The organism is Streptomyces sp. NPDC029674, assembly GCF_044903205.1.
GTDB lineage: Bacteria > Actinomycetota > Actinomycetes > Streptomycetales > Streptomycetaceae > Streptomyces.
This window is the reverse complement of record NZ_JBJDPY010000003.1, coordinates 358,673-384,172: the sequence shown is the minus strand read 5'-3', so window position 1 is coordinate 384,172 and position 25,500 is coordinate 358,673. Positions and strand designations below refer to the sequence as shown.

General features: G+C 72.5%; 18 protein-coding genes. 13 read left to right on the top strand and 5 right to left on the bottom strand.

Going from position 1 to position 25,500, the window contains the following annotated elements:
* Positions 1-154 precede the first annotated feature (154 nt).
* From snpA to ACI2L3_RS09095, 7 genes are all read left to right on the top strand, one after another.
* Positions 155-835 (top strand): snapalysin, encoded by a 681-nt coding sequence (gene snpA, locus ACI2L3_RS09125; protein WP_404751665.1) that lies wholly within the window; start codon positions 155-157, stop codon positions 833-835.
* Between the two features lie 99 nt (positions 836-934).
* Positions 935-2,893, top strand: coding sequence for a transglycosylase domain-containing protein (locus ACI2L3_RS09120; protein WP_404751664.1), 1,959 nt, complete (start codon positions 935-937; stop codon positions 2,891-2,893).
* A gap of 133 nt (positions 2,894-3,026) precedes the next feature.
* Positions 3,027-4,808 carry a trypsin-like peptidase domain-containing protein gene (locus tag ACI2L3_RS09115; RefSeq protein ID WP_404751663.1) on the top strand — a complete coding sequence of 594 codons (1,782 nt, stop codon included), beginning with the start codon at positions 3,027-3,029 and terminating at the stop codon, positions 4,806-4,808.
* Complete coding sequence (locus ACI2L3_RS09110) at positions 4,805-7,240, top strand: tetratricopeptide repeat protein (RefSeq protein WP_404751662.1); 2,436 nt, start codon at positions 4,805-4,807, stop codon at positions 7,238-7,240. The genes ACI2L3_RS09115 and ACI2L3_RS09110 overlap by 4 nt, the downstream gene beginning before the upstream one ends.
* Positions 7,189-8,646 carry a VWA domain-containing protein gene (locus ACI2L3_RS09105; protein ID WP_404751661.1) on the top strand — a complete coding sequence of 486 codons (1,458 nt, stop codon included), beginning with the start codon at positions 7,189-7,191 and terminating at the stop codon, positions 8,644-8,646. The genes ACI2L3_RS09110 and ACI2L3_RS09105 overlap by 52 nt, the downstream gene beginning before the upstream one ends.
* Positions 8,643-9,830 (top strand): hypothetical protein, encoded by a 1,188-nt coding sequence (locus tag ACI2L3_RS09100; RefSeq protein ID WP_404751660.1) that lies wholly within the window; start codon positions 8,643-8,645, stop codon positions 9,828-9,830. The genes ACI2L3_RS09105 and ACI2L3_RS09100 overlap by 4 nt, the downstream gene beginning before the upstream one ends.
* On the top strand, positions 9,827-11,131 hold the full coding sequence (locus tag ACI2L3_RS09095; RefSeq protein WP_404751659.1) for an extracellular solute-binding protein: 1,305 nt from the start codon (positions 9,827-9,829) through the stop codon (positions 11,129-11,131). The genes ACI2L3_RS09100 and ACI2L3_RS09095 overlap by 4 nt, the downstream gene beginning before the upstream one ends.
* Positions 11,132-11,140: 9 nt before the next feature.
* Here the strand turns inward: ACI2L3_RS09095 and ACI2L3_RS09090 are convergent, their stop codons facing one another.
* Both ACI2L3_RS09090 and ACI2L3_RS09085 read right to left on the bottom strand, forming a co-directional pair.
* The gene (locus ACI2L3_RS09090; protein ID WP_404751658.1) at positions 11,141-13,003 is read right to left on the bottom strand and encodes an MFS transporter; all 1,863 of its coding nucleotides are present in this window, start codon (positions 13,001-13,003) and stop codon (positions 11,141-11,143) included.
* A gap of 189 nt (positions 13,004-13,192) precedes the next feature.
* Positions 13,193-15,424 carry a D-alanyl-D-alanine carboxypeptidase gene (locus tag ACI2L3_RS09085; RefSeq protein ID WP_404751657.1) on the bottom strand — a complete coding sequence of 744 codons (2,232 nt, stop codon included), beginning with the start codon at positions 15,422-15,424 and terminating at the stop codon, positions 13,193-13,195.
* Positions 15,425-15,772: 348 nt separating this feature from the next.
* Here ACI2L3_RS09085 and ACI2L3_RS09080 point away from each other — a divergent pair, with 348 nt between their 5' ends.
* The 3 genes from ACI2L3_RS09080 to ACI2L3_RS09070 all read left to right on the top strand — a co-directional run bounded on the left by ACI2L3_RS09080 (position 15,773) and on the right by ACI2L3_RS09070 (position 18,150).
* Positions 15,773-16,537, top strand: coding sequence for a GPP34 family phosphoprotein (locus tag ACI2L3_RS09080; protein WP_404751656.1), 765 nt, complete (start codon positions 15,773-15,775; stop codon positions 16,535-16,537).
* Positions 16,538-16,871: 334 nt separating this feature from the next.
* Complete coding sequence (locus tag ACI2L3_RS09075; protein WP_404751655.1) at positions 16,872-17,729, top strand: helix-turn-helix domain-containing protein; 858 nt, start codon at positions 16,872-16,874, stop codon at positions 17,727-17,729.
* Positions 17,730-17,940: 211 nt separating this feature from the next.
* A complete protein-coding gene (locus ACI2L3_RS09070; RefSeq protein ID WP_404751654.1) occupies positions 17,941-18,150 on the top strand; it encodes a DUF397 domain-containing protein in 210 nt (69 codons plus the stop codon).
* A 152-nt stretch (positions 18,151-18,302) separates the two neighbouring features.
* Here ACI2L3_RS09070 and ACI2L3_RS09065 read toward each other — a convergent pair whose 3' ends face one another.
* Positions 18,303-19,142, bottom strand: a complete 840-nt coding sequence (locus tag ACI2L3_RS09065) for a hypothetical protein (RefSeq protein ID WP_404751653.1) — start codon at positions 19,140-19,142, stop codon at positions 18,303-18,305.
* 90 nt (positions 19,143-19,232) lie between these two features.
* Between ACI2L3_RS09065 and ACI2L3_RS09060 the strand changes: the two genes are divergently transcribed.
* Together ACI2L3_RS09060 and ACI2L3_RS09055 are read left to right on the top strand one after the other, a co-directional pair.
* Complete coding sequence (locus ACI2L3_RS09060) at positions 19,233-20,027, top strand: SDR family oxidoreductase (RefSeq protein WP_404751652.1); 795 nt, start codon at positions 19,233-19,235, stop codon at positions 20,025-20,027.
* 276 nt (positions 20,028-20,303) lie between these two features.
* The gene (locus ACI2L3_RS09055) at positions 20,304-21,872 is read left to right on the top strand and encodes a sodium:solute symporter family protein (RefSeq protein WP_404751651.1); all 1,569 of its coding nucleotides are present in this window, start codon (positions 20,304-20,306) and stop codon (positions 21,870-21,872) included.
* 316 nt (positions 21,873-22,188) lie between these two features.
* Here ACI2L3_RS09055 and ACI2L3_RS09050 read toward each other — a convergent pair whose 3' ends face one another.
* Positions 22,189-23,685: an MFS transporter gene (locus ACI2L3_RS09050; RefSeq protein ID WP_404751650.1), complete on the bottom strand. Its 1,497-nt coding sequence runs from the start codon at positions 23,683-23,685 to the stop codon at positions 22,189-22,191.
* A 126-nt stretch (positions 23,686-23,811) separates the two neighbouring features.
* Between ACI2L3_RS09050 and ACI2L3_RS09045 the strand changes: the two genes are divergently transcribed.
* Positions 23,812-24,261 (top strand): MarR family winged helix-turn-helix transcriptional regulator, encoded by a 450-nt coding sequence (locus ACI2L3_RS09045; RefSeq protein WP_404751649.1) that lies wholly within the window; start codon positions 23,812-23,814, stop codon positions 24,259-24,261.
* 4 nt (positions 24,262-24,265) lie between these two features.
* Here the strand turns inward: ACI2L3_RS09045 and ACI2L3_RS09040 are convergent, their stop codons facing one another.
* Positions 24,266-25,384 carry an ADP-ribosylglycohydrolase family protein gene (locus ACI2L3_RS09040; protein ID WP_404751648.1) on the bottom strand — a complete coding sequence of 373 codons (1,119 nt, stop codon included), beginning with the start codon at positions 25,382-25,384 and terminating at the stop codon, positions 24,266-24,268.
* Positions 25,385-25,500: the final 116 nt, after the last annotated feature.

Below are 25,500 nucleotides of genomic sequence, written 5' to 3'. Positions count from 1 at the left end.
GGTCACCACACGCCAAGAACCGGACACCAACGGTCGGTTGATGCCTTCGCGTTATCGCCGAATGGCATCGGTCCGAACACGCCCCGCGCTCCCGATACTCGTCCCGACCGGAGGCCGCACCCGCAGGCCTCCATCCCGGAAGGGACACACCCCCATGAACAGATCCAGAACCGGTCTCCTCGCCACCCTCGGCGCCGCCGCCCTCGTGGCCTCGCTGGCCGCCGCCCCGAGCGCGCTCGCGGCCCCCGCCCCCGAGACGGCCAAGTCCACCTCCGCGTACACCGTCTCCACGTACGCGGGCTCGGCCGAGGAGCGGGCCGCCAACCGTCAGTTCTTCGAGGCCGTCATGAAGTCGGCGCTGAAGAAGCAGGCGGCGCAGCCCGGCATCCAGGCGGTCACCGTCCGGTACAGCACGAGCCGGGCGCCCAGCTTCCGCAGCCAGATAGCGGCGAGCACCCGGATATGGAACTCCTCGGTCAGCAACGTGCAGCTGCAGGAGACCACGTCCGGCGGCGACTTCGAGTACCGCGAGGGCAATGACTCGCGCGGCTCGTACGCCTACACCGACGGGCGCGGGCACGGCTACATCTTCCTGGACTACCGGCAGAACCAGCAGTACAACTCCACGCGCGTGACGTCCCACGAGACGGGCCACGTGCTCGGTCTGCCCGACAACTACCGGGGGCCGTGCAGCGAGCTGATGTCCGGCGGCGGACCCGGCACGTCCTGCACCAACGCGACCCCGAACGCCACGGAGCGCCAGCGGGTCAACTCCCTCTGGGCGCGCGGGATCGCGACCCTCCAGGACAAGGGGAACCTGACGAAGGTCCGCTGACCTCGGCCGCCTCCCCGGCCGCCTCCCCGCGGCCGACTGTTACGTACCGCAAACAGCCTCCGGGCCAACCCGGCCGTGTGCGGCGCACTCTCCCCCGGCATGGGGACACATGCTCAGGGGAAGAAGTCGCGCCGCCGCGGCCGGCGCCGGCTCGTGGACTACCCGCGCAACGGCCGGAGAGGCGTCCGCCGCTGGCTGCCCTCGTGGCGCCAACTCCTCGCCATGGCAGCGCTGTTCGTCACGTCCGTCGCCGTGCTCTTCATCTGCGTGTACGTCAGCGTGGACATCCCCGACGAGAACGAGGCGGCCCGCCGCGAGGCCAACGTCTACTACTGGTCCGACGGCACCCAGATGGTCAGCACGGGCGAGGTCAACCGGCAGAACGTGGAGCTGGACCAGATCGCCCCGGCCGCCGTCGACGCGGTCATCGCCGCCGAGAACGAGACCTTCTACGAGGACTCCGGCGTCTCCCCCAAGGGCCTGGCCCGCGCCGTCGTCAACATGGCGCGCGGCAAGGAGACGCAGGGCGGTTCCACCATCACGCAGCAGTACGTGAAGAACACCTATCTCTCGCAGGACCAGACGGTCACGCGGAAGGTGAAGGAGTTCGTGATCGCGCTGAAGGTGGACCGGGTGAAGAGCAAGGAGGAGATCCTCAAGGGGTACCTCAACACGAGCTGGTTCGGGCGGGGGGCCAACGGGATCGAGGCCGCCGCCCACGCGTACTACGGCATCCCCGCCAAGAAGCTGGACCCCAGCCAGGGCGCCATGCTGGCCGCCCTGCTGAAGGGCGCCGAGCTGTACGACCCTTCGGTCGGCGCCGCGAACCACGAGCGGGCGCGGCAGCGCTGGGCGTGGATCCTCGACCGGCAGGTCGACGTCGGGCTGATGAGCGAGAAGGAGCGGGCGAAGTACCGCACCTTCCCCGAACCGCGCCGCCAGTCCCGCTCCACGAGTCTCGGCGGCCAGACCGGCTACCTCGTCGACGTCGCGAACCGGTACGTCAAGCTGCACACCGGCCTCACCGACGAGGAGCTGGCCCGCGGCGGCCACGAGATCCACACGACCTTCGACAAGGACGCGGTGGGCCGCCTGGAGCGGGCCGTGCGGCGCGTCACCGACCGCGATCTCGACCCGAAGAGGCGCGCGGCCGACCGGCACGTGCAGGTCGGCGCCGCGTCCGTGCGGCCGTCCGACGGGGCGGTCGTCGCGCTGTACGGCGGGCCCGACGCGACCGAGCACTTCACCAACAACGCCGACACGTCGGGGGTGCCCGTGGGCTCGGCGTTCAAGCCGTTCGTGCTGGCCGCGGCGTTGCAGCACGGGGTTGTGGGGCGCGGGCGGCCGGTCGCCGAGGCGCACTTCGACGGCCGGGTGTCCGGCGCGCGGCAGAACGTCCTGGCCGGCAGCCGGTACGCCGCCGACGGCACCCTGACCCCGGCCGGAGGCATCTCCGACCCCGACCGCCCCACGCTCTCCGAGGCCCTGGTGTCGGGCGGCAACGCCACGTACGTACGCCTCGGCAAGGACGTCGGCGCGGGCACGGTACGCCGGACGGCCGTCGCGGCCGGGCTGCTGCGGCAGAGCATGGCCCGCCTGGAGCCGACCTTCTCCATCGGCACGTCGACGCCGAGCGCCATCCGCATGGCGGGCGCGTACGGGACGTTCGCCAACGACGGCGTGCAGCGCGACCCGTACTCGGTGACGAAGGTCGTGAAGGACGGCGAGACCCTGCCGGGGCTGGCCCCGCCGGCGTCCCGGCGCGCGCTGGACCCGCAGGTGGCCCAGGAGGTCACCGGCGCGCTGCGGGCGGGCGGCAAGCGCCTCGGCCTGACTGTCGCGGCGGGCCGCACGGGCGACCAGGACCGCCTCAGGTCGGCCTGGTTCACCGGCTTCACCAAGGACCTGTCGACGGCGGTGACGGTGTTCCGGGTGCGGCCGGGCGCGCCGCGGCTGATGCCGATGTCGGGCGTCGGCGGCGAGAAGTCGCAGCGCGGCAACGTCCTGCCGCCGCGGATCTGGCAGGAGTACGCGGGCGGATCCGGGCCGGTCCGTTGACCTCGAGCGGGGCCCGGACCGTAGTGCGGTCCCGCGCGCGCTCCGTTCGCGCTCCGTGCGTGCGCGGTCGGCCCACTGCCTCCCCCTGCAGCCCAGGAGTCATTGGCCTCCTCCGCCCCTATCCTGAGGAAGCATGGAGGGGGATGCGGTGTCCGCCGATGACGGGGGCAACTCTCCGACCGGCCATTTCAGTTGGCGTGTCCGGCTGCGGCGGTGGGCGGCCTCGGGGAGCGGTGACGTCCTGGGCGCCGGGGTGCTGTTCGGCACCGACCGGGTGCTCACCTGCGCCCATGTGATCCGCGACCCGGCGACGGGGCTGCGGCCCGACCGCGTGCAGGTCGAGTTCCCGCTGCTCCAGGGCCTGACCCGGACCCCGCACCGCACCGCGACCGTGGAGGCCGGGCACTGGGTGCCCTCCTTCGGCAAGGCGCAGGGCGACCTCGCGGTGCTCGTCCTGGACACGCCGGCGCCCGTGCCGTCGCCGGTCACCCTGCACCGCACGCTCGACTACCGGGGCGCCACGGTCCTCATCGACGGGTTTCCCGAGTACCAGTCGGGCGGGCAGTGGCTCACCGGTGCCTGCCGGGGGCCCGGCGGGCAGGGCGACGAGCGGGTGCAGATCGACCTCACGGGCGGCGGGGCCGGGTCCGGGCAGCGGCTGCGGGGCGGGTTCAGCGGGGCCGGGGTGCGGGAGGAGGGCACGGACCGGCTGCTCGGCATCCTGGCGCAGGCCGACGAGCGGGGCGAGCACGGGTACATGATCCCGGCGGCCACGGTCGCCAAGTACTTCCGGCGGTTCGCCGAGCGGTACGTGACCGGGCCGCACGCCATCCCCGGCCACCGCGTCGTCTCGGCGGACGCCGCCCGCACGGCCCGCCCGCACGGCCTGCAGCGCACCGTCACGCGCTGGCTGAACGGCGACGCGGACGCCTGGGACACCGAGGTCCTCTTCATCGCCGAGGACGACGACCGGGCGCGGCAGGCCCTCTACGTCGTACTGAACATGGCCGACCGCGAGCAGTCCCCGCAACTCGCCGTGCGGCCCGTCGAGTACGGCGCCGGAGGTGACTCGCTCCTGTCGCGGGCCGGTATCGCGCCGCAGGTCGGCAGCATCGGGCTCGTCCTCGACCTGGAGGGCGCCGCCCTGGAGGAGCCGGCACAGCCGGAGCTGCGCGAGGCCCTCGCCGTGCTCCGGCACGAGCTGCGGCACGCGGCACGCCGGCAGCCGGCCCCGCGGCGGCGCCCCGCCGTCGCCGTGCTCTACGCCGACCGGTCCGCCACCGAACCGGCCGCGGCCGCCCGGATACTGGGCGAACTCGCCGACTCTGGTGCCAGGTTGCTGCTCGTGGTGCGCTCCAGCACGCACGGCTTCACCTACGCCCTGGCGGAGAAGCTGCTGCCCGCCGAGCGGGCCGCGCAGTGGCTGCAGCGGATCGGCACCCGCGTCGACGCCCTCGCCGACACCGAGCGCAGCGCCCGCCGCCTCTTCCACCGCGTCGAACCGCACGTCGTCGACCCGCCGGTCGCCACCGGGTACGCCGCCCGGGCCGCCCTGTGGACGGTGCAGCTCAGCAACGAACTGCGGCCACTGACCGGGCGCGGCGGCCCACGCTTCCTGGAGAAACTGTCGTATGCCGAACAGGCCGTGGACACCTACCTGTTGCGGGCCGAGCGGGCCGAGAGCGCGCTGCGCGAGGTGCTCGACGAGCATCTGCGGCTGCGCGGGCTGCTCCGGGACCACCTGGCGCGGCTCGCCCGGCGCGGCCTCGCCGAGCACCCCGACGCCGTCGGGCCCTACCGCGAGGCGCAGCAGCTCCTGATGGCGGGGCCGTGCCCGCTGGCCGACGCCGAGCGGGCGGTGACGGCGTTCGCACGGGTGGTGCGGCGCCTCGCCGAGACGGACGGTGACGCGTGACGCCGGTCAAGTCCTGCCCGCACCCCGGCTGCACGGGCACCGTCACGCCGACCGGCTACTGCCTGGCCAGCGGCGAGCGCGTCGACCCGGACACCGGGCTGCACTCGTCTCCCCTGCCGCAGCCGCGCCCGGCGCCGCACTCGTCCTCGCACCCGGCGCCGCGCCCGGCCGCGGAGCGGGAGCCGTCCGGGACCGACGAGTCCTCCTCCCAGCAGTGGATCGTCGACCCGGGCCTGGCCGCGCCCGCGCCGCGCCCCGCCCGCGTCGCCCTGCCGCCGGAGAACCCCGACCCGACCGTCCTGCCCGAGATCACCCTCCTGGACCGCGCGGACAGCACGGACGACGCGGACGGTGACGACACGGCGGCGGCGGTCGCGCTGAGCGGGCTGCCGTTGCCGCCCGGCACGCTGCTCGCCGGGCAGTACCGCCTCGTGCGCTCGCTCGGCTACGGCGGCATGGGCGAGGTCTGCCTGGCCCACGACACCAAGGTCGACGACCGCGCCGTCGCCGTGAAGATGCTGCACGCCGAGCTCGCCACGGACTCGTACAGCCTGCTCCGGGGCGAACGCAAGGAGCTGGTCGAGCTCAACCACGACGGGTTCATCCGGGTGTTCAACTACGGGCACCACGCCGGAGTGGGCGACTTCCTCGTCCTCCAGTACGTCGACGGGCTCAACCTCGAAGAGGTGCGGGCCCGCGCGCACGAGCACCCCGAGGAGTTCGGGCGCGAACGCTTCCTGGAGTTCGTGCTCGCGTACGGCGTACGCATCCTGGCCGCGCTCGCCCATCTGCACGCCCCCGAGCGCGGCAAGGTGTACGGCGACCTGAAACCGCCCAACGTCATGCACGACGGCTCCACCACCAAACTCGTCGACGTCGGCAGCGTGCGCCGCGCGGGCGCCCCCGGCCTCACCACCGCCCTCTACCGCGCGCCCAGCGTCGGCCCGCACGGCGAATCCCTGCCGCAGGACGACCTGTTCAGCCTCGGCGAGACGCTGCGCACCCTGTGCGGCATCGGCGCGACCCGCCACGACCTGGCGGACCTGGCGGCGCTCGACCCGCTGAACGACACCCCCGGCGACGACGCCATCGGCAACCACCGCGGCCTCGGCCTGGTCTCCCTCGCCCGCGCCCTGCGCCGCGCCACCCGCACCGCACGCGCCGGACGCTTCGCCACGGCCCGCGAGATGGACGAGCAACTGCGCGGCGTCTTCCGCGAGTTGCGCTCCCTGCGCACCGGAGCGGAGACCTTCGAGCCGTCGCCGCTCTTCCTGCAGTCCCCGTACGCGCTCGACGGCGGGCTCGGCGCCGCCCCCGACGTGTCGCGCTGGGCCGCCCCGCCGTCCGCGCCGCGCCACCCCGCGCCCGCACCGGCCGAGGTCGCCCGGCGCCTTCCGGTGCCCCGCCCCGACCCGGACGACGACCACCACGGCGAGCTCAGCAGGCTCAGCGACGACGACCCCGAGGCGCTGCTCCAGCACACCGGCGACTGGCGGGACTCACCCGAGGTGCACCTGCTGCGGTGCAGGCTGCGGCTGCGGGTGGCGCCGCGCACGGACGGGGCGCTCACCGCCGCCGAGACCGCCCTCGCCCTGGCCGAGGACGCCATAGGGGCCGCGCACGCCCCGCACGACTGGCGGCTCGACTGGCACCGCGGGCTGCTCGCCCTCGCCCGCTCCCGGGTGCCGGAGGCCCGCGGCCACTTCGACCGCGTCTACGCCGCGATCCCCGGCGAGTACGCGCCCAAGCTTGCCCTCGGCCACTGCGCCGAACGCCTCGGCCGCCTGCACGAGGCCCTGACCTTCTACGAGGCCGTGCGGCTGCGCAACCCCTCCCTGGGCAGCGCCGCCTTCGGCGCGGTCCGGGCGCGGCTCGCCCTCGGCGGCCCCGACGCCCTCACGGACGCCATCGCCGCGCTCGACGCGGTGCCCCAGCACTCCCGGCACCGCACCGCAGCCCGCACGGCCGCCGTGCGCATCCGCGTCGACCACGCGCGGGACGCCGACGGCCTGGCCGCGGCGGTGCGGGCGCTGGCCCAGCTCTTCTCCGCGCACGGGCTGACCGACGAACAGTCCCGCGTACGGATGAAGGCGGAGGTGTGGGGCGCGGCGCACCGGCTGCTCGGCGGGCCGGGCATGACCGCCGCCGAGCTGCGCGCCGTCGCCGCGCGCGCCGATCCGCTGCTCGGGTTCCCCGCGGACGAACGGGCCCTGCGCACCGACCTTTCCCGCTTCTACCGGGGCCTCGCCCACCAGGCCGCCCGTGACGCGCCGGCCGCGGACGACGGCACCGGCATACCGCTCGCCGAGATCCTCCTGGACCGCGCCTACGCGGTACGCCCCTTCGGCTTCCGGCACTCCCGATTCGGCAAGGACACCCCATGGCTGGGCAAGAAGATCAGGAACTGGCCGCCGCGGTCGGCCTGGAGGTGAGCCAGGTCGTCGAGCTGCCCCGCCCCCGCACACCGGACGCGGAGGAGGCGGCGCGGATGTACGCCGTCCTCACGGTGACGGTGCGCAGGCCGGGGACGGCGAAGGCGCCGGGGGCCGCGACGGTGCGGGATCCGGCAGCCGGTGCGGACGACGCGGTGGGGGTGGCCGGTGCGGGCGGGCCCCGGCTCGCCGAGGTGCTGCTCATCGACCACTCCTCCTCGATGGTGATGCCGCCGAGCCGCCTCGCCGCCGCCCGCGCCGCCGCCGTCAGCGCGCTGGCCCGCATCCCCGACGGGTCGCTGTTCGCCCTGGTCGCGGGCGGCGACAGAACCGCGATGATCTACCCGAGACGGCCCGGCCTCGCCGTCGCGCACCCCGAGTCGCGGGCCGCCGCGGAGGCCGCCCTGCACGACTGCACCCCCGGCGGCGGCACCGCGATGGGCACCTGGCTGGAGCGCGCCCGCCAGCTCTTCCGCGAGCTGCCCGCCCCGGACGCCGGCGGCTACGTACGCCACGCGCTGCTGCTCACCGACGGCAAGAACGAACCGGGCTACGAGACCCGCGCGGAGCTGCACGAGCGCGTCGAGCGGTGCGCGCGGGCCTTCGCGTGCGACGTCGTGGGCATCGGCGACGCCTGGGAGACCGACGAACTCCTCCTCATCGCGCGCACGCTGGGCGGCCGCACGCGCGCCGTGGCGGACCTGACGCGGCTTCCGGACGAACTGGCCTCGCTCACCGGGAGCGCCGCCGACCGCGACGTCACAGGCCTCCGGCTGCGCCTCTACCACCGCGCCGGAGCCCGCCCGCACTCCTTCGAGCAGGTCCATCCGACGCGGGTCGCGCTCGGCCCCGACCGCGTCGACCTGTCCGGCGTCGGGACGGGCGCGGGCGGGCCCGTCCACGAGTACGACCTCGGCCCGTGCGGCGAGGAGACCCGCGCCTATCTGCTCTGCGTCGGCGTGCCCTACGACCCCGCCCAGCTGGGCAAGGAGCTCCTCCTGACGGAGGTGGAGCTCGACACGGACGGCCCACCGCCCGACAGCCTGCGACTGCCGCCGCCGCAGCCCGTGCTGATGCGCTGGACCGACGACGCCGACCTGTACAGCCGCCTCGACCCGCAGGTCGCCCACTACCGGCACGAGGAGGAGCTGCACCGCACCTTCGAGGAGGCCTGCGCCGAGCTGAAGCACGGCAGGCACGCGGCGGCCGAGACGCTGCTCGGCACGGCCTGGCGGCTCGCCGTCGAGACCGGCGACACCGCCATGCAGGACCACCTGCGCCGCCTCGTCCGCGTCCGCGACACGGCCCGGGGCACGGTCGAACTCCGCGACCGGATCACGAAGTTCGACGTGGAGGCGGCCCGCATCCAGTCGAGCACGACGGTCCTCCCCGGCGGCCTCAGGTGACCGCCCCCTCACCGGTCCGGGCACACGCCGCCCTGCCGCTCGCCGGCTGGCTGCTGCGTGCGCTGCGCCGCCACCTGTGGCCCCCGCCGCTCGCCGAACGGCCGCGCAACCGCGGCTACTTGCGGGACCGGCTCGTCGCGCTGCCGCTGCTCACCCTCGTCGTGGCCGTCGCGTTCGGCTGGGCGTACGGGGACGTGCGGGAGGACTCGGCGGCGCTGCGGGACAGCTTCGCGCCCGCGCTCGTGGGTCTCGCCGAGGCCGAGACGTCGCTGCGGATCGCCGACCGCGAGGCGGCGGAGAGTCTGCGGGCCGGGGAGGCGGTGCGGCTCAGCGGGCTGAGCAAGCGGTACAGCACGCGCACCACCCGGGCCGTGCAGCGCCTCAACCAGGTGGCCCGCAGCGGCGCCCTGACCACCGCCGAACGCCAGGAGCTCGACGTCGTCTCCGGGCTCGTCGTCGACTACGGCAACTGGATCACCTTCGCGCAGAACAACGTCGGCGACCCCGCGCTGCGCGACGCCGGACTCTCCTACGCCCGCAGCATGCTCTGCTCCGCCCCCGCGCCCGCCGGGCCGACGGACGACACGGACGGCTATCCGCCGTGCCGGCCCGTCACCGGCTCCGACTCCGACGCGACCGCCGTCGTGGACCGCATCTCCACCCTGGAGGACCGGCTGCGGGGCCGGCTCGCGGACCGGGCCGCGCTCGGCGGCCGCGTGATCGCCGCGGGCGCCGTCGCCGCGCTCGCCCTCGTCCTGCTCGCCGTCGGCCTGTGGCGCACCCAGCTCTTCCTGCGCCGCCGGCTGCGCCTGCACGTCAGCGTCCCGCTCCTGGTCGCGGCCCTGCCGCTGCTCGCGCTGCCGTTCCTGACGGCCGACGCCGCGCTCGCCCACCGGGCGCAGCAGCGCGTGGTGTCCACGGCGGAGGCGCTGTCCGGCCGTACGTCGCCCGAGATCGAGTCGACCATCGACGAGAAGCCCTTCGGCGAGCGGCACCCCCTGCTGATCGAGCTCCTCGACGAACGCGTCCGGGAGGACCTGTCCGAGGGGCGCCTCTCCTCGCTGGACGGGGCCGCGCCGTGGGTGACGCCCGTCGGCCTGCTCTGCGCGGCCCTGACGGGCGTCACCCTGCACGCCTACCGCCGCGAATACGTCCTCATCTCCCGTGCAGGAGCCGTCACATGAGCCGCCGTACGAGCCGCCGCACGCACCGGCCGCACACCGTCCTCCGCGCCTTCCTCGCCGCGTGCCTGCTGGCCGTCACCGCCGGGGCCTGCGGCGGCCCGCGGCCCGAGACGCTCGTCGTGCTCGGCCCCTGGACGGGTCCCGAGGGCGACGCGTTCGAGGCGATGCTGCACCGCCTCGACGACGGCACCGGCCAGTCGTACACGTACCAGGGCACCCGTTCCCTGCGGGAGACCCTCGTCGCGCAGCTGGAGGCGGGCGACCCGCCGGACGTGGCGATCCTCAACAGCGTCGGCGAACTCACCGAGTACGCCCGCGCCAACCTCCTCACCCCCCTCGACCGCGCCGCCACCGCCCGCGCCTATCCGCCGTGGTCCCCGCGGATCGACGTGGACGGCCTGCGCCGCACCTACTGGGTGCCGCTGAAGGTCGACCTCAAGAGCCTGGTGTGGAGCAGAGAGGACCGGTCGGCCGCGGCCCCCGAATGGTGCGTGGGCCTCGCCTCGCAGGCCACCTCCGGCTGGCCGGGCACCGACTGGGTGGAGGACATCCTGCTCCACCAGGCGGGTCCCGAGACCTACACGGAGTGGGCCGTGGGGCGGCTCAGCTGGCGGGACCCGCGGGTCCGCAGGGCGTGGACGACGTGGGCAGAGCTGCTTGGCGACCGCTCCAAGGCGTCGATCGACCAGTCGCTGACGACGTCGTACGTGGGGACGGCCGACCCGGCGAAGAAGGGCGGCCCGCGCGGCCTCCTCGGCTCCCTGGAGCCCCGCTGCACGCACGAGCACCAGAGCGCGTTCATCCGCTACGTGTACGCGGGCGAACGGGTCCGCGTCGACCCGGCGGCGGGCTTCCTCGGCGGCAGGCCCGCGTACGACGGGGCCTACGAGGTGGCGGGCGACATGGCCGCCGTGTTCACCGGCGACCCGGCGGCCCGCGCCCTCGTCGACCGCCTGTCGAGCAAGCGGGCCCGCACGCTCTGGCGGGCCGGGGCCGCGGACGAACTGCGGCCGTTCTTCCCCGACGCGACCGATCCTCAGCCGACCGACCCGACGGGCCGGCGCATCGCGGAGATCCTCACCGGCAAGGCGCGCACGCTCTGCTTCGACGCCTCGGACGTGATGCCGCCCGGCGTGCGCGACGCGTTCCACCGGGCCGTCCTGCAGTACTTCAGGCAGCCGTCCGACGGCCGTCTCGACGAACTGCTGCGCCACCTGGACACCGTGCGCACGGAAGCCGCGGCGGACGCGGGCCCGGGGCGCCTGCCCGAGTCCGGGATCTGCGCGCCGCCGGGCGGCTGAGATCCCGTCTCAGCGGGCCAGTTCCTCCGGGCAGGGCGTGCCGCGCGGCAGCTGGTAGGGCGAGCCGAGGCGGTAGGTGCCGGCCTTGGGGGCGAGCAGCTCGACCCACTTGTCGCCGGCCTGGTCCTCCCTGGCCTCCATCAGACAGCCGTGGACGTTCTCGTACTTCTTCGGGCGCTTCTCGTTCAGCTCCCGCTGCCGCTTGGACGCGTCGGTCTCCTGGGGCCGCTCGACACCCTTGCCCTCGGCGTCGACGACGCTGAGCCACGGCGAGTACGGGATGCGGATCAGGACGCGGCCCGGCTTGTCCACGCGGATCGTCATCTCGCCCTGCTCGGCGCGCTCCACGACCGCGTTCGGCTCGGCGAGCGGCCGCGGGTCGGTGACCTCGTACAGCTGCCAGTTGGTGTCGACCCACACCTTCTTCAGATACGGCAGCCCGTCCGTGATGAGCTGCGCCTCGCGCTTGCCGCCGTCGCCGTCGGGCTCGCCCTTGGGGAGCGCCACGTAATGCACGGACCAGCGCTGCAGCCACTCGTGGTAGTTCGCGGAGTTGAGGGTGTCGTCGTAGAAGAGCGGGTTGCGCTCCATGTCGGCCTGCCGGTTCCAGCCCCGCGCGAGCTGTACGTACGCGGGGAGCGCGGACGCCTCGCGGTGGCTGCGGGCCGGCACCACCTCGACGCGGCCCTTGGCGGCGCCCCGCTCCTTCAACTCGTTGACCAGCGGCGCGACCTCACGCGTCCACGAGGCGTCGGAGCGGGTGTGCACGATGTCGTCGACGGCCTTGAACCCGATCCAGCCGGTGAAGCCGACGAACGCCATGATGATCACGTACCACTTGCGGGACTTCGGCACGGTGTACGGCAGCGCGGCGAGCAGCGCGACGCCCGTGAAGCACATCGCGAGGCGCGAGATGTTGGAGCCGATCTGCGAGCTGATCAGCCAGACGCCGAGCACGAACGCCGCGTACACGGCGGTGGTGATCCGCACCGTCTTCCACTGCTTGGGCACGAGGAAGTACACGAGGACGGCGCTGATCAGCGGCAGCGACGCCGAGCCGAACGACATCGGCTGCGTGCCGGAGAACGGGAAGAGCCACGCGGAGAGGCCCACCACGATGGACGGCGCGATGCCCAGCGCGTACGCGCCCGGGTAGCGCTTGCTGAGGAACAGCGCGACGGCGACGAGGCCGACGAAGAGCCCGGCGACCGGGCTGCCCATCGTCGCGAGCGCCGCGAACGGCGCGGCGACCAGCGCCTTCGCCCACCGCTTGTACCGCCAGCGGTGCGGCCAGCAGAAGACGGCGGCGACCGCCATCAGCGCGAACATCTGGCCGAGGCCGTAGGTCACGCGGCCCGACACGGCGTTGCACAGCAGCGCGAAGAGACCCGCGACGACGGGCCACCACAGCTGCTTCACGGCCCGGCTGCGCATGAGGATCATCGTGAGCAGCGCCGCGGAGACGGTGCCGGCGATCATCATCGTCGTCCGCACGCCGAGCACCGACATCAGATACGGCGAGACGACGCTGTACGACACCGGGTGCATGCCGCCGTACCAGGCGAGGTTGTACGCCGAGTCGGGGTGCCTGCCGACGAACTCGGCCCAGGCGTCCTGCGCCGCGAGGTCGCCGCCGCTGTTGGCGAAGGTGAAGAACCAGACGATGTGCAGCACGCCGGCGACCACGGTCGTGATCGTCACCGGGTGGCGCAGGAAGCGCTTCTGCCACGGGGCGGCCGGCTCGTCCTCCGGTGTGCGGCGCTGGGCCGGCAGCTTCACCGGCAGCTTTATTCGCGCACCGGTGCGGCGGCCGCCGCCCGTCTCAGGCGCGGCGGCGGCGTCGTCGGCGCGCGTCGGCTCCGCTGTGGCCACTGGAGGCTCTCCCCGTGTCGTCCCTGTATCCGGAGTACCCGGGGTTTCGTGCCGACGAGAGTTCGTCCCGGAACACTCGTCCTCCGCCCCGGCGTACCACCCCCGAGCTTGTGACGCTAGCACGCGCGCGCGAGGGGAGGCCCGGGGGCGGGCCTCCCCTCACTCCCCTCGCGGGGCCCTGCGAGCGGCTCAGCCGACGCGGGTCAGCTTGGCGCCGAAGCCCGGTTCGCTGAGGTCCTTCCCGAGCGCGACCGGCACCTCCACGGCGTCACCCTTGCCGTCACCGACGTGCAGCACGCCGACCTTGGTGCCCGCCTTCGCCGTGTGCGGGACGGTCTTGCCCTTGACGTCGTCGAGCTGCAGCTTCACGGTCAGCCCCGACCAGCCGACGGCGGAGACGTCCTTGGTGGCGACGACGGGTGTCGTACCGCCCAGACCGTCGTCCACCTGTCCGACGACGTCGCCCTTCTTCACGATCGTCTTGGCGGTCAGCGCCTCCTGACCGGCCACGATGAGCTTCTTGGTGACGTCGGTGACCTGGTCGATGTTGGCGACGCCGTTGCTGCCGTACTGGCCGAGGGCGGCACCGATGATCGTCTGGGTCTCCCCGCCGACCTTCTTCTCCGCGGCGAAGAGGATGTTGCCGCCGGCCGCGGTGGTGGTGCCCGTCTTGATGCCGATGGCGACGGTCGGGACGAGGCCGAAGAAGTTCTTCTGCTTGTCGCCGTTGAGGTCCGTGTAGGACGGCTGGCGGGAGATCTCGTTGAAGACGGGGTTCTCCATGGCCGCCCGGCCCAGCTTCACCAGGTCCTCGGCGGTCGAGACGGTCGTCTTGTCGAGGCCGCTGGGGTCCGTGTAGTGGGTGTTCTTCATCCCCAGCTCCTTGGCGGTCTTGTTCATCTTGGCGACGAACGCGTCCTCGGAGCCGCTCTTGGTGTCCCAGCGGGCGAGCAGCTTGGCGATGTTGTTCGCGGACGGCAGCATGACCGCCTGCAGCGCCTCGTACTCGCTGATCTTCTGGCCCTCGGTGACCTTGACGACGGACTCGTTGGCCGGCTTGCCCGTCTCGTAGTGCTTCTGCGCGGCGGCGTCGACCGGGATCTTCGGGCCGTCCTCACCCTTCTTCAGCGGGTGGTCGCGCAGCACGAGGTAGACCGTCATGACCTTGGCGATGCTCGCGATCGGCACGGGCTTCTGGTCGCCCGACGTGCCGAACGAGCCGATGCCGTTGACGTCCATCGCGGCCTGCCCGTCGGCCGGCCACGGCAGGCTCGGCTTGCCGCCCTCGAACGACACGGACTCCTGCGCGGTGAGCTGCAGGGTGGGCGTCGGCAGCGGACGTACGGCCTGTACGACTGCAAAGACGACGATCAGGAGGAGTACCAGCGGCGTCCAGATCTTGACCCGCCGCACGGCGGTCCTGACCGGCGTCTCCGGCGGCGGCGGAGTGTTGGTCAGCTCCGCGAGCAGGTCGATGGGCGGCTTGGGCGGCAGGGGCTGCTGGGTGGTCCGCTCCACCGGCGGAGGCACGGGGACGGCCGCCTTGGGCTCCGCCTTGGGGCCGGGCTTCGGCTCAGCCTTGGGCTCGGCCTTGGGTGCTGCCTTCGCGGCGGGCGCGGGCTTGGGCGCGGGCTTGGGCGCGGTGCGCGAGGACGGCTCGTCGAGCGGCTTCAGCGCGACGAACTTGCTGGTCCGCTCGGCGTCGCTCTCGGGCTTTGCGGGCTTCGCGGGCTTTGCAGTTTCCTTTGCGCCCTTGCTCTCGCCCTTGCTCTCGGGGGCCTTGTGGTCCCCGAGCTTGAGCATGGTGGTGGGCTGGTCGACGGCCTTGCCGGTCGCCTTGCCGGTCGCCTTGCCCGTGGCCTGCGGGGGCAGTGCCTTGAAGACGGCCGTGGCCTGGTCGACCCCGGTGGACGGGGGTTCGTCACCCTTGTCGTCCTCGTCGTCCTTATCGGGCTCGACGGCCTTGTCGGCCTTGGCTTCCTTGTCGGGCTCGACGGCCTTGTCGGCCTTGGCTTCCTTGTCGGGCTCGACGGCCTTTACGGGCTCATCGCCCTTGCCACCCTTGTCGCTCTTGTCGCCCTTGACGCCCTTGACGCCCTCGTCGGGCTCATCGGCCTTCTCAGCCTCAGCCTCAGCCTCGGGCTCGGGCTCGGGCTCGGGCTCAGAGTCGGGCTGAGGGTCGTCGCCCTCCGCTTCCGGCTCGTCCGAGGTCGCGACCCACGCCGCCACCGCGTCCCGCAGCCGCGCGTCGCCGCCCGGCTCGCCCTTCGGGGCTTCCCCCGCCCCGGCCTCCGCCCCGCTCTCCTCCTCGGTCTCCTCGTCCTCGGGACCGTCGGAACCGGCCGCCGCCTCGGCGACGTCCTTCGTCGAGAAGACGGCGGTCGCCCGGTCCTCCCGCACCTGGGGCGTCTCGCGAGTCATCGCGAGACGCGGGTCGCGTTCCTCCGGCGCCGAATCAGAAGACTCCGCCCCAGTCGGGTTCCCCGACGACTTCCGCTGCTTCGATCTGTCGGGGGTCTCGCCCGCCACCGATGCCTCCTCGTACGCCATGCCGATTGCCGATGCTGATGCTTGCCGTGTGACGGCCGTGCGCCAAATCCGGCCGGACCCCACTGTCCGAACCGTGTACCAGTGTCCTGTGTGAGGGCTTAACCCCCGTGGTAGACGAGAACGACATACCTACTGGTTCCCGTACATCCCGCCCACGCGCTCTCGACAGACCAATGTGAGAGGGGTCACCCTGTCATTCATCCACGCGGGGAGGCATGGATGGGCAGGAGCCGCAGAACAATTCCGGAGGAGCTTCTGCTGCTCGCTTTGGACCCGGCCACGGGAACCACAGCGCAGCCGCAGTCGCTCGACCTCGGTCTGGCCGGAGCACAGCTAGTGGAGCTGGCGCTGGCCGGACGGATAGCCCCAGACGGGGATCGTATCGCCGTGGTGATGCCACGGCCGACCGGAGATCCGACATTGGACTCCGCACTGGAACTGCTGCGCAGGCGCGGCAGCCCGGTCCGGGCGGTCCACTGGATCGGCGGGCCCCGACTGGGGCTCCGCCAGACGTATCTCTCGCACCTGGAGCGGTGCGGCATGGTTCATGCCGTGGCGGGCCAGATGTGCGGGGTACTGCCGACGACTCGCTACCAAGCGACGGAGACGGCCATCAGCCGGGAAATCAGGTCCCGGCTCGACTCGGCGATCCGCACCGGTGTACCGCCGGACCCGCGGACCGCCGCGCTCGCCGCCCTGGCCCACGCGGTCGGACTCGGCAAGCATCTCTACCCCGGGAACGAGGGGCGTTCATCGCGCTCCAGGCTCCGGGATCTGATCAGGCACGACCCCATGGGCGGCCTCGTGGCGCACGCCGTGATGGACGTCCAGAACGGCGTCGCGGCCCAGCCGCGTCGCAGCGCCGCACCGGCGGGTCCCGCGGGACCGGGCGGTGGCCGGCAACCGGCCAGGGCGACAGCGGACCCCGGCGGGGTGCCACTGCAGCCGCGCCGCGGATCCATGGCACGCGCCGTCGCTCACTGAGCGCGGCCCAGCACCATCTCGTAACCACGTAACCCGCACCATCGCGCAACCGCTCGGCACGACCCACACATCAGCGCCGCACCGCAGTCCCCAGACCCGGTTCGGGAGCCGCTGGGCCGCGCGGGGAGTGGCACCGGACCGTCCGGACGACGACACCCCGGTACCACCACCCCGCGCGGCCGCACGTCTTCGGCGCCGCAGGCCGCACCCTTCGCACATCCGCCCGCACGTTCGCATCATCCGCTGTTTCCCAGCGGTGCCGGCCTCGTTGGTGGCACTCTGCTGAGCAGTAGATACGCAAAGTAGAGGCAGGCAAGCCGGAGGTGCACGTCCCGTGGCGTCCAATGTCAATCCCACTGTCAGGCGACGCCGGTTGGGCCAGGAGCTCCGTCGGCTCCGCGAGCTCAAGGGCATGACGGCCGAGGAGGTCGCCGAGCGCCTGCTCGTGTCACAGTCGAAGATCAGCCGCCTGGAGAACGGCCGCCGTTCGATCAGCCAGCGCGACGTCCGCGATCTCTGCGGTGTCTACGAGGTCGAGGACCACCGGGTCGTCGACTCCCTCATGCAGATGGCCAAGGACTCGCGCCAGCAGGGCTGGTGGCACTCCTTCGGCGACATCCCCTACAGCGTGTACATCGGTCTGGAGACGGACGCCGCGTCCCTGCGCGTGTACGACCCGCAGGTCGTGCCGGGCCTGCTGCAGACCCGCCCGTACGCGGAGGCGCTGATCACCGGCGCGCTCCCGGAGACCACGCCGACCGACATCGAGAAACGCGTCCAGGTGCGCATGCGCCGGCAGGAGCGCATCGCGGCGCCGGACAATCCGCTGCGCCTGTGGACCGTCCTCGACGAATCGGCGCTGCGCCGCGTCGTCGGATCCCGGCACCTCATGCGCGACCAGCTGGAGCATCTCGTCGAGCAGTCCCAGCTGCCGCACGTGACGGTGCAGGTGATCCCCTTCGAGATGGGTGCGCACCCGGGGCTCAACGGCCAGTACGCGATCCTGGAGTTCCCCGACGCGGCCGACTCCAGCGTCGTCTACATCGAGGGCGTCACCAGCGACCTGTACCTGGAGAAGGCGAACGACGTCCAGCAGTACAGCGTCATGTACGAGCACCTGCGTGCCCAGGCGCTCAACGTCGAGCAGTCCAGACAGCTCATCGCGGACATCGCGAAGGACTACGCCCGCTGAATCGCAGGCCTCGGGACGGAAGCGCCGCACGGTACACCCTTGCCGGGTCGGCGCGTAAGTCCCCCCTGGAATATGCCATCCGGTTGAGTGAACGATCCCTTCACGCCACGAAGTTGGCGAGTAGCGTCATTCACGCCATCGAGCAAGAGCGTTGGCGCCACCGCGGGGACGCGGTGACAGCTACTCATCGACTGGAAAAACCGGAGCGAACATGGCGATTCAGCAAGGTACTTCGCACACGTGGGTCAAGTCCTCGTACTCCACCGGCAACGGCGCGTGCGTCGAGGTCAAGTCCCCCGTGCGGCACGGGATCTCCGTGCGCGACTCCAAGGTCGTCGAGGGCCCGGTCCTGGCCTTCCCGGCCGAGTCGTGGAACGCGTTCGTCAGCGAGGTGAGCCGGGGGGCTGCCGACCTCGCGTGAGACGACAGCGCGCTTCAGCGAAGTACCAGAAGCACCAGAAGGTGCAAACGCAGGACAATCACATAGGCAGCATCATTGTGAGCCCTCTCGACTGGCCCGCCGTCCCGGCCGAGGGGGCTCGGCCCTGCCCCGGCCGCCCCGCCCGCCCCGCGTCAGCGCAGCGCGTCGACGTACGTGTCCGTCCCCGGCACCGTGGGAATGAACGGCGCCACCAGCTCCACCCGTCCGAGCCCCGACTCCGCCACCGCCTCCTCCCGCCCGGTGAAGTACGCCTCCCAGCAGTCCCGCGGGTCCTCCTGGAGGAACCACAGCAGCGTCAGCCGGGTGTCCACGCCCTCGACCTGTTTCACGTACGTCATCCGGTCCCCCGGCAGCGGCGTCGGCCGGAACAGCGTCACCATCGCGGCGGGCGAGCCGGCGAGGGCCCGCGGCAGGTGCCGGGACCGCAGCCACTCCAGCAGCGCGGCCCGCTCGTCCGGCCCTTCGGCGTCGATGACTTCGAGGACGAGTCCCGCGTACGGATGGTCGAGGGCGTGGAAGTCGCGCGGTCCCGCCGCGCCGTCCCGGTAGACGGTCGCCGCGTGGTCCTGGAACGCGGTGAAGACGTGCGTGCGGTCCTGGTAGACCCGGCCGTCGCGGTTGAGCCGCTTGTTGATGCCGACGGTCCACTTCATGTGGTCGTCGTAGCGGCCGTCCGTCACCCAGTACGTGGAGAGGTAGCACCCCGCGGTGACCGGCTCGGCCACCGCGGACTTGGCGGGGTAGCGCAGGAGCTGGAGCTCGCGGGTGGCCACCCAGCGGCGCCCGGCGTACATCCAGGGCATGGCCATCGCGCCCGCGTAGTAGTGGTCGTCCTCGTACCACCGGTTGTACGCGAACTCGTGCCCCGGGTGCGGCTCGACCATGGTGATCAGGGCGTGCCCCGGGTGCACGCCGTAGGGCCCGACGGCGGCCAGCTCGGCGTAGACGTCGCTCCGGGTGTCCTCGCTCATGGCTCTCCCCTGCTTCCCTCTTCCGTCCTCCGGTGGACGCCCATACTCTGACGGGCCGTCAGCGAAACTGCCAGAGCCGGGAGGCGCCCCATGCCGTCGTCGCTCCTCGAGGGAAAGACCGTCGTCGTCTCGGGCGTCGGCGCCGGGCTCGGCCACCAGGTCGCGGCGGCCGTCGTGCGCGACGGCGGGAACGCCGTGCTCGGGGCGCGCACGGAGGCGAACCTCGCCAAGTCGGCCGCGGAGATCGACCCCGAAGGGGCGCGCACCGCCTACCGGGCCACCGACATCACCGACGAGGAACAGTGCGAGGCCCTCGCCGGGCTGGCGCGTGAGCGGTTCGGAGGGATAGACGCCGTTGTCCACGTCGCCGCCTGGGACAGCTACTTCGGCGGCCTGGAGGACGCGGACTTCGCCACCTGGCAGCAGGTCCTCGACGTCAATCTGCTGGGCACCCTGCGCATGACGCGCGCATGCCTCGGCGCGCTCAGGGAGCGGCGGGGCGGTTCGGTCGTCATCATCGGCACGCAGTCGGCGATCGCGGCGCCCTCGCAGGTGCGGCAGGCCGCTTATGCGGCGTCCAAGGGGGCGTTGACCTCGGCGATGTACTCGCTGGCGCACGAGGTGGGCCCGGATCGGATCCGGGTCAATACCGTGTTGCCCGGGTGGATGTGGGGGCCGCCCGTCGAGGCGTACGTGCGGTTTGCCTCGCAGAGCGAGGGGGTCTCCGAGGCGGAGGTTCGGGGGCGGCTCGTCTCTCGGATGGCGCTTCCCGAGCTGGCGACGGATGGGGATGTCGCGGATGCGGTGGTCTTTCTTGCGTCCGATCGGGCTCGGGCCATTACGGGGCAGTCCCTGCTGGTCAATGCGGGGGAGATTATGCGGTAGCTGTCCGTCTGCGGGCCGCTGTGGCTGGTCGCGCAGTTCCCCGCGCCCCTTGAGAGGCGCCCCTTAAGGGGGCGCCTCTTTTTCATGCCTGCACCGCACCTGCGGGACACGTATGTGAACGGCAATCAGCAAACCGAACGATTTTGCCTGCTCTTGACCTTACCCCCCGTTGTCCGCGCCCACCCCCCGAACCCACCATGAGCGGGCACTTCCGTGGCACTGGCGAAGTGTGAGCCAGTTATGCGCAGTTCACCAGGCGGACCCCTGGAGGGCCATATGAACAGTCTCGACTGGGCCGTGCTCATCGGCTACTTCGGCGTGATGGTCGCGATCGGCGTGTGGTCCCACAAGCGGGTCGACAACGTCAGCGACTTCTTCACGGCCGGCGGGAAGATGCCCTGGTGGCTGTCGGGCATCTCGCACCACATGTCCGGCTACAGCGCGGTGATGTTCACCGGGTACGCCGGCATCGCGTACACCTACGGCGTGACGTCCTTCGTCACCTGGTCCTTTCCCATCGCGCTCGGCATCGCCATCGGCTCGCGGCTCTTCGCTCCGCGCATCAACCGGCTGCGTTCGCGGCTGCACGTCGCCTCCCCGCTGGAGTATCTGAAGAACCGCTACGACCTCAAGACCCAGCAGGCGCTGGCCTGGTCCGGCATGCTGCTGAAGATCGTGGACGTGGGCGCGAAGTGGGCCGCCATCGCGACGCTGCTCTCCGTCTTCACCGGTGTCTCCCTCAACCAGGGCATCCTCATCACCGGCGTCATCACGGCCATCTACTGCACCATCGGCGGGCTGTGGGCCGACGCACTCACCGAGCTGGGGCAGTTCGTGATCCAGCTGCTCGCCGGTATCGCGATGTTCGTCGCCGTGGTGATGGAGCTCAACGACATGGGCATCGGCTTCTTCGGCGCCTGGGACGAGCCGGCGCTGCAGGGCCACGAGAAGCCGCTCGTCGGTCCGTACGGCACGGTGTTCCTGCTGGCGTTCCTCTTCATCAAGCTCTTCGAGTACAACGGCGGCATGCTCAACCAGGCGCAGCGCTACATGGCGACCGCCAACGCCAAGGAGGCCGCGCGTTCCGCGAAGCTCTCCGCGATCCTCTGGCTGGTCTGGCCGGTGGTGCTGTTCTTCCCGATGTGGATGTCGCCGCTCCTGGTGGAGTCGGAGAAGGCCGACGGCTCGGACTCGTACGGGCTTATGACGGAACAGCTGCTGCCGCACGGACTGTTGGGGCTCGTCATCGTCGGCTTCTTCTCGCACACCATGGCCATGTGCTCGTCCGACGCCAACGCCATCGCCGCCGTCTTCACGCGGGACTGCGCGCCGGTGGTGTCGGCCAAGGCCCGCGCCTGGAACGAGCGTTCGGGCCTGATCGCGGCCCGGGTCACGACCGTGGTCTTCCTCGGCCTGTCCATGGCGGCGGCCACGCAGGTCAATTCCCCCGCGTTCGGGGACATCATCACCGTCGTGATCAAGTGGGTGGCCGGGCTGATGGGTCCGATGGCCATCCCGATGATGCTGGGGCTGCTGCGGCCGTTCCGCCGCTCCGGGCCGACGGCCGCGCTCACCAGCTGGGCCCTCGGCCTGCTCGCCTTCTGGCTGGTCAACTACCCCATCAGCTGGAACGTCGAGGGCGGCGTCCCGCTCCAGTACCAGGTGTCCATTCCGCTGGCGGTGTCGCTGGTCCTGTACATCGTGATCGGCTACATCAAGCCCGAGGACACGCCGGAGCGGGATGCGCTCATCGAGCGCATCAACACGGACGATGACGGCTCCGCGGGAGCGGTTGCCGTGCCCCTTCCTGCGGAGCCGCAGGACGGGGCGGTGACGCCCCGATAGGGGCGCCCCGCCAGGGGCGCGGGGAACTGCGCGAGCAACCACAGAAAAGCCGCGGGGGGGGGGGGGGGGGGGGCGCGGGCCGGCGGGGGCGGGGGGGGGGGGGGGGGGGGGCCGGGGCCCCCCGCCCCCCGCGGGGGGGCGCGCGCCGCCGCGGCGGGGGGGGGCGCCGCCCCGTGGGGCGCCCCCGCGGGGGGGGGGGGTGCGCGGCGCCCCCACCAACCTCACGCCGGCGGGGGGGGGGGGGGGCCCCCCCCCCCCCGCCACCGCGGCTTTTCGTGCGCTGAGCGCGCAGTTCCCCGCGCCCCTTAAGGGGCGCTCAGACCCCGGCGCGTTCCGGGGCGGCCACCGGGTCGGAACCCGCGACCTTCCGCAGGCGCGGCGTACGCGGGGCGTGGTGGGGCGTGAGGCCGACCAGGGCCACCGCGACGACCAGGACGAAGGCCGCGCCCGCGATGGCGAAGCTCAGCGTGAACTGGCTCTCCTGCGGCAGGGCGGGCATCCCGGCCGGGAGCGCGATGGTCTTCGACGCGAGCAGCGAGGTGATCATCGCGCTGGCGACGGCGCTGCCGACCGAGCGGGAGATGGAGTTGATGCCGTTGGCGATGCCCGTCTGGTGGGCCGGGACGCTGGCGACGATGAGCGCGGGCATCGAGGCATAGCCGAAGCTGATCGCCAGGCCGATGATCATGCCCGCGCCGATGACGGAAGCGCTGGTGCCGTGCGCCAGGGTCAGCCAGGCGAAGCCGGCGACACCGAAGGCGGCGCCGACGGCGAGGGTGACGCGGGCGCCGGCCCGGCGGACCAGGACGCCGCCGAACTGCGCGGCGACGAGCGAGACGATGGTGGTCGGCAGGAGGTAGACGACGGAGGCGCCGAGCACCGAGGCGCCGAAGCCGTACCCGGCGACGTCCTCGGGCATCTGCACGAGGTACGAGACGCCGATGAACTGGGCGAACATCGCGAAGCCGAGCAGCAGTCCGGCCAGGTTGGTGAAGAGGACCGGGCGGTGGGCGAACATCTTCATGTCGACCATCGGCTCCTTGACCTTCAGCTCGGTCAGGACCCAGACGGCCGCCATGACGACCGCGCCCGCGAAGGCGCCGAGGGTGCGGCCGGAGGACCAGCCCCACTCGTGGCCCTGCGAGATCGGCAGGAGCAGCAGGACGAGGAGCAGCGCCAGCGTGCCCGCGCCCAGCCAGTCGGTGCGGCCGCCGGTCTTCGAGCGGGAGGTGGGGACCACGGACACCACGCCGACGAGCGCCACCACGGCGAGGACGACCGCGAGCCAGAACACCCGGTGGTAGTCGGGGTCGGAGCCCTGGGTCAGCAGGCCCGCGCCGACGAGGGCGAGGCCGCTGCCGAACGCCAGGGTGCCGCTGACCAGCGCCATGGCGCCGGGCAGCCGGGCCGGCCTGATCTCCTCGCGGAGCACGGAGAGGGCGAGCGGGAAGATCGCCGTGGCGGCGCCCTGCATGATGCGGCCGACGATGAGCCAGGTCAGGGACGACGTGGTGGCGGCGAGCACGGAGCCCGCGATCATCACGAGCAGTACGCCGATGAGCGTGGGCTTCTTGCCGTGCTGGTCGCCGAAGCGGCCGAGCAGCGGGGTGAAGACGGCGGCCGAGAGAAGGGTGGCGGTGGTCACCCAGCTGACGCCGGACGTGGTGGCGTCCAGATCGTTCTGGATGATCGACAGGATCGGGACGACCAGCGTCTGCATCATCGAGACGACCATGGCGGCGAGGCCGAGGACCAGGACGAGGGCGGTCTGCCCGGTGGGTTTCGGCGGGGCCGCGTGCTGTGCGTGGGACACGGTGACTTCTTCTCTCCAGCTGCTCAACTACTTGAGTACCTCGATACTTGAGTGCTTCAAGTAACGTTGTCGAAGGTAAGGCTCAATAGTTGAGAACGTCAAGTTTCGTGGCGTAGGGTGACTCACATGCCAGGAATCCCACGTGCCACTCCACGCGTCGACACGGCCCAGCTCATGGAGCTGCTTGCGACGTCGCTCGGCGCCTACTACGGGGACTTCACGGAGGCCGCGGCGCGCGAGAACCTCACCGCGAGCCAGGGCAAGACGCTGAGCGTGCTGCGGCGTGGCCCCGCCGCGATGCGTGTCCTCGCCCAGACGCTGTCCTGCGACGCCTCGAACATGACCGGGCTCATCGACCGCCTGGAGAAGCGCGGCCTGGTCCGCCGGGAGCCGAGCCCCACCGACCGCCGCGTCAAGAACGTGCTGCTCACCGCCGAGGGCGAGCGGGCCGTCGACGCGCTGCGCGCCTCCATGCACACCACGACGGCCGCCCTGGACGCCCTGGACGACGACGAGCGGGCCACCCTGCACGACCTGCTGACCCGCACCTTCGCGGGCGCGAAGGACAAGTCCTAGCTGGTCACGCCCTCGGGTAGCGCGTCAGCCAGCCCGGGGACGAGAGGGCGGGGCCGTGCAGCGCGGGGCCCTGCGTCATCTCCATGGCGAAGTCGTCCGCCAGTTCCAGGATCGTGGGCCGGCCCTCCAGCTCCGTGAGCCATCCCGGCGGCAGCGCGGTCTCTCCGTGCAGCGCGCCGAGCAGCGCACCGCACAGCGCGCCGCAGGCCGCCGAGGGGCCGCCGTGGTTGACGGCGAGCCGCAGCCCGTGCCGGATGTCCTCGCCGACGAGCGCGCAGTACACGGCGCCGGCCAGCGCCCCCTCGGCCGTCCCGTCCGCCAGCAGCTCCGTCACGCGCGCGGGCGTGGGCATGCCCTGCCGTACGGCGCCCAGCGCGTGCCGGAGCGCGTCCGTGACGGCCTGGTGGCCGGGGCGGGTGGCGAGGAGCGCGAGGCACCGCTGGATCGCTCCGTCCAGGGACTCCCCGCGGGCGAGGCCGTGCACGATGACGGTGTGGGCGCCCGCCGCTAGGTACGCGGTGGGGTGGCCGTGCGTCTGGGCGGCGCCCTCGACGGCGAGCTGCAGCACGAGCTGCGGCTCCCAGCCGACGAGGAGGCCGATGGGCGCGGATCTGACGGCGGCCTCGGCGCCGCGCTCGCCGGGGTTCTTCGGGGCGTCGAGGGTGCCCATGGTCGCGTCGCCGAGTCCGACGAGGCAGGCGCGGGACGGGTCGCGCCGCGAGTACAGCCACTCCTCGCGGGCCAGCCAGCCGTCCTCCTTGCGCCGCTCGTCCGGGCCCCAGTCGCTCTGGGTGGCGGCCCAGCGGCGGTAGGCGCGGTGCAGGTCTGTGGGCGGGTGCCAGGCGCCGGTGTCGCGCCGCACCTGGGCGCGTATGAGTCCGTCGACGGTGAAGAGGGTGAGCTGGGTGGCGGCGGTGACGGCGCCGCGGCGGCCGTGCGCCGGGGCGATCTCGGTGAGCCCTTCGGCGCCGTGCGCCGCGCGGATCTCGTCGAGGGACAGCCGGTCGACGGGCGCACCCAGGGCGTCGCCGACGGCGGCACCGAGGAGCGTGCCGCGCACCCGGCTGCGGAAGTCCTGCTGCTCGGCGCGGCCCCAGACGCCGGTGGCTGCTGCGGTACCCACGCGGGCCTCCCTCCGTGCGGTGACGTGCGGTGACGTCCCTCGTCGCGCCTCGACCGTCGCGCCTCGACCGGTTGCGACTGCGCAGCACTGTAATCGAACAGGAAGGTTTGCTTCAG

Bases quoted from the DNA above. Each gene is read 5' to 3' on its own strand.
- ACI2L3_RS09120 (WP_404751664.1), top strand. From the start codon at position 935: ATGGGGACACATGCTCAGGGGAAGAAGTCGCGCCGCCGCGGCCGGCGC.
- ACI2L3_RS09115 (WP_404751663.1), top strand. From the start codon at position 3,027: ATGGAGGGGGATGCGGTGTCCGCCGATGACGGGGGCAACTCTCCGACC.
- ACI2L3_RS09055 (WP_404751651.1), top strand. From the start codon at position 20,304: ATGAACAGTCTCGACTGGGCCGTGCTCATCGGCTACTTCGGCGTGATG.
- ACI2L3_RS09045 (WP_404751649.1), top strand. From the start codon at position 23,812: ATGCCAGGAATCCCACGTGCCACTCCACGCGTCGACACGGCCCAGCTC.
- ACI2L3_RS09085 (WP_404751657.1), bottom strand. From the start codon at position 15,424: ATGACTCGCGAGACGCCCCAGGTGCGGGAGGACCGGGCGACCGCCGTC.
- ACI2L3_RS09060 (WP_404751652.1), top strand. From the start codon at position 19,233: ATGCCGTCGTCGCTCCTCGAGGGAAAGACCGTCGTCGTCTCGGGCGTC.
- ACI2L3_RS09105 (WP_404751661.1), top strand. From the start codon at position 7,189: ATGGCTGGGCAAGAAGATCAGGAACTGGCCGCCGCGGTCGGCCTGGAG.
- ACI2L3_RS09095 (WP_404751659.1), top strand. From the start codon at position 9,827: ATGAGCCGCCGTACGAGCCGCCGCACGCACCGGCCGCACACCGTCCTC.
- ACI2L3_RS09080 (WP_404751656.1), top strand. From the start codon at position 15,773: ATGGGCAGGAGCCGCAGAACAATTCCGGAGGAGCTTCTGCTGCTCGCT.
- snpA (WP_404751665.1), top strand. From the start codon at position 155: ATGAACAGATCCAGAACCGGTCTCCTCGCCACCCTCGGCGCCGCCGCC.
- ACI2L3_RS09070 (WP_404751654.1), top strand. From the start codon at position 17,941: ATGGCGATTCAGCAAGGTACTTCGCACACGTGGGTCAAGTCCTCGTAC.
- ACI2L3_RS09065 (WP_404751653.1), bottom strand. From the start codon at position 19,142: ATGAGCGAGGACACCCGGAGCGACGTCTACGCCGAGCTGGCCGCCGTC.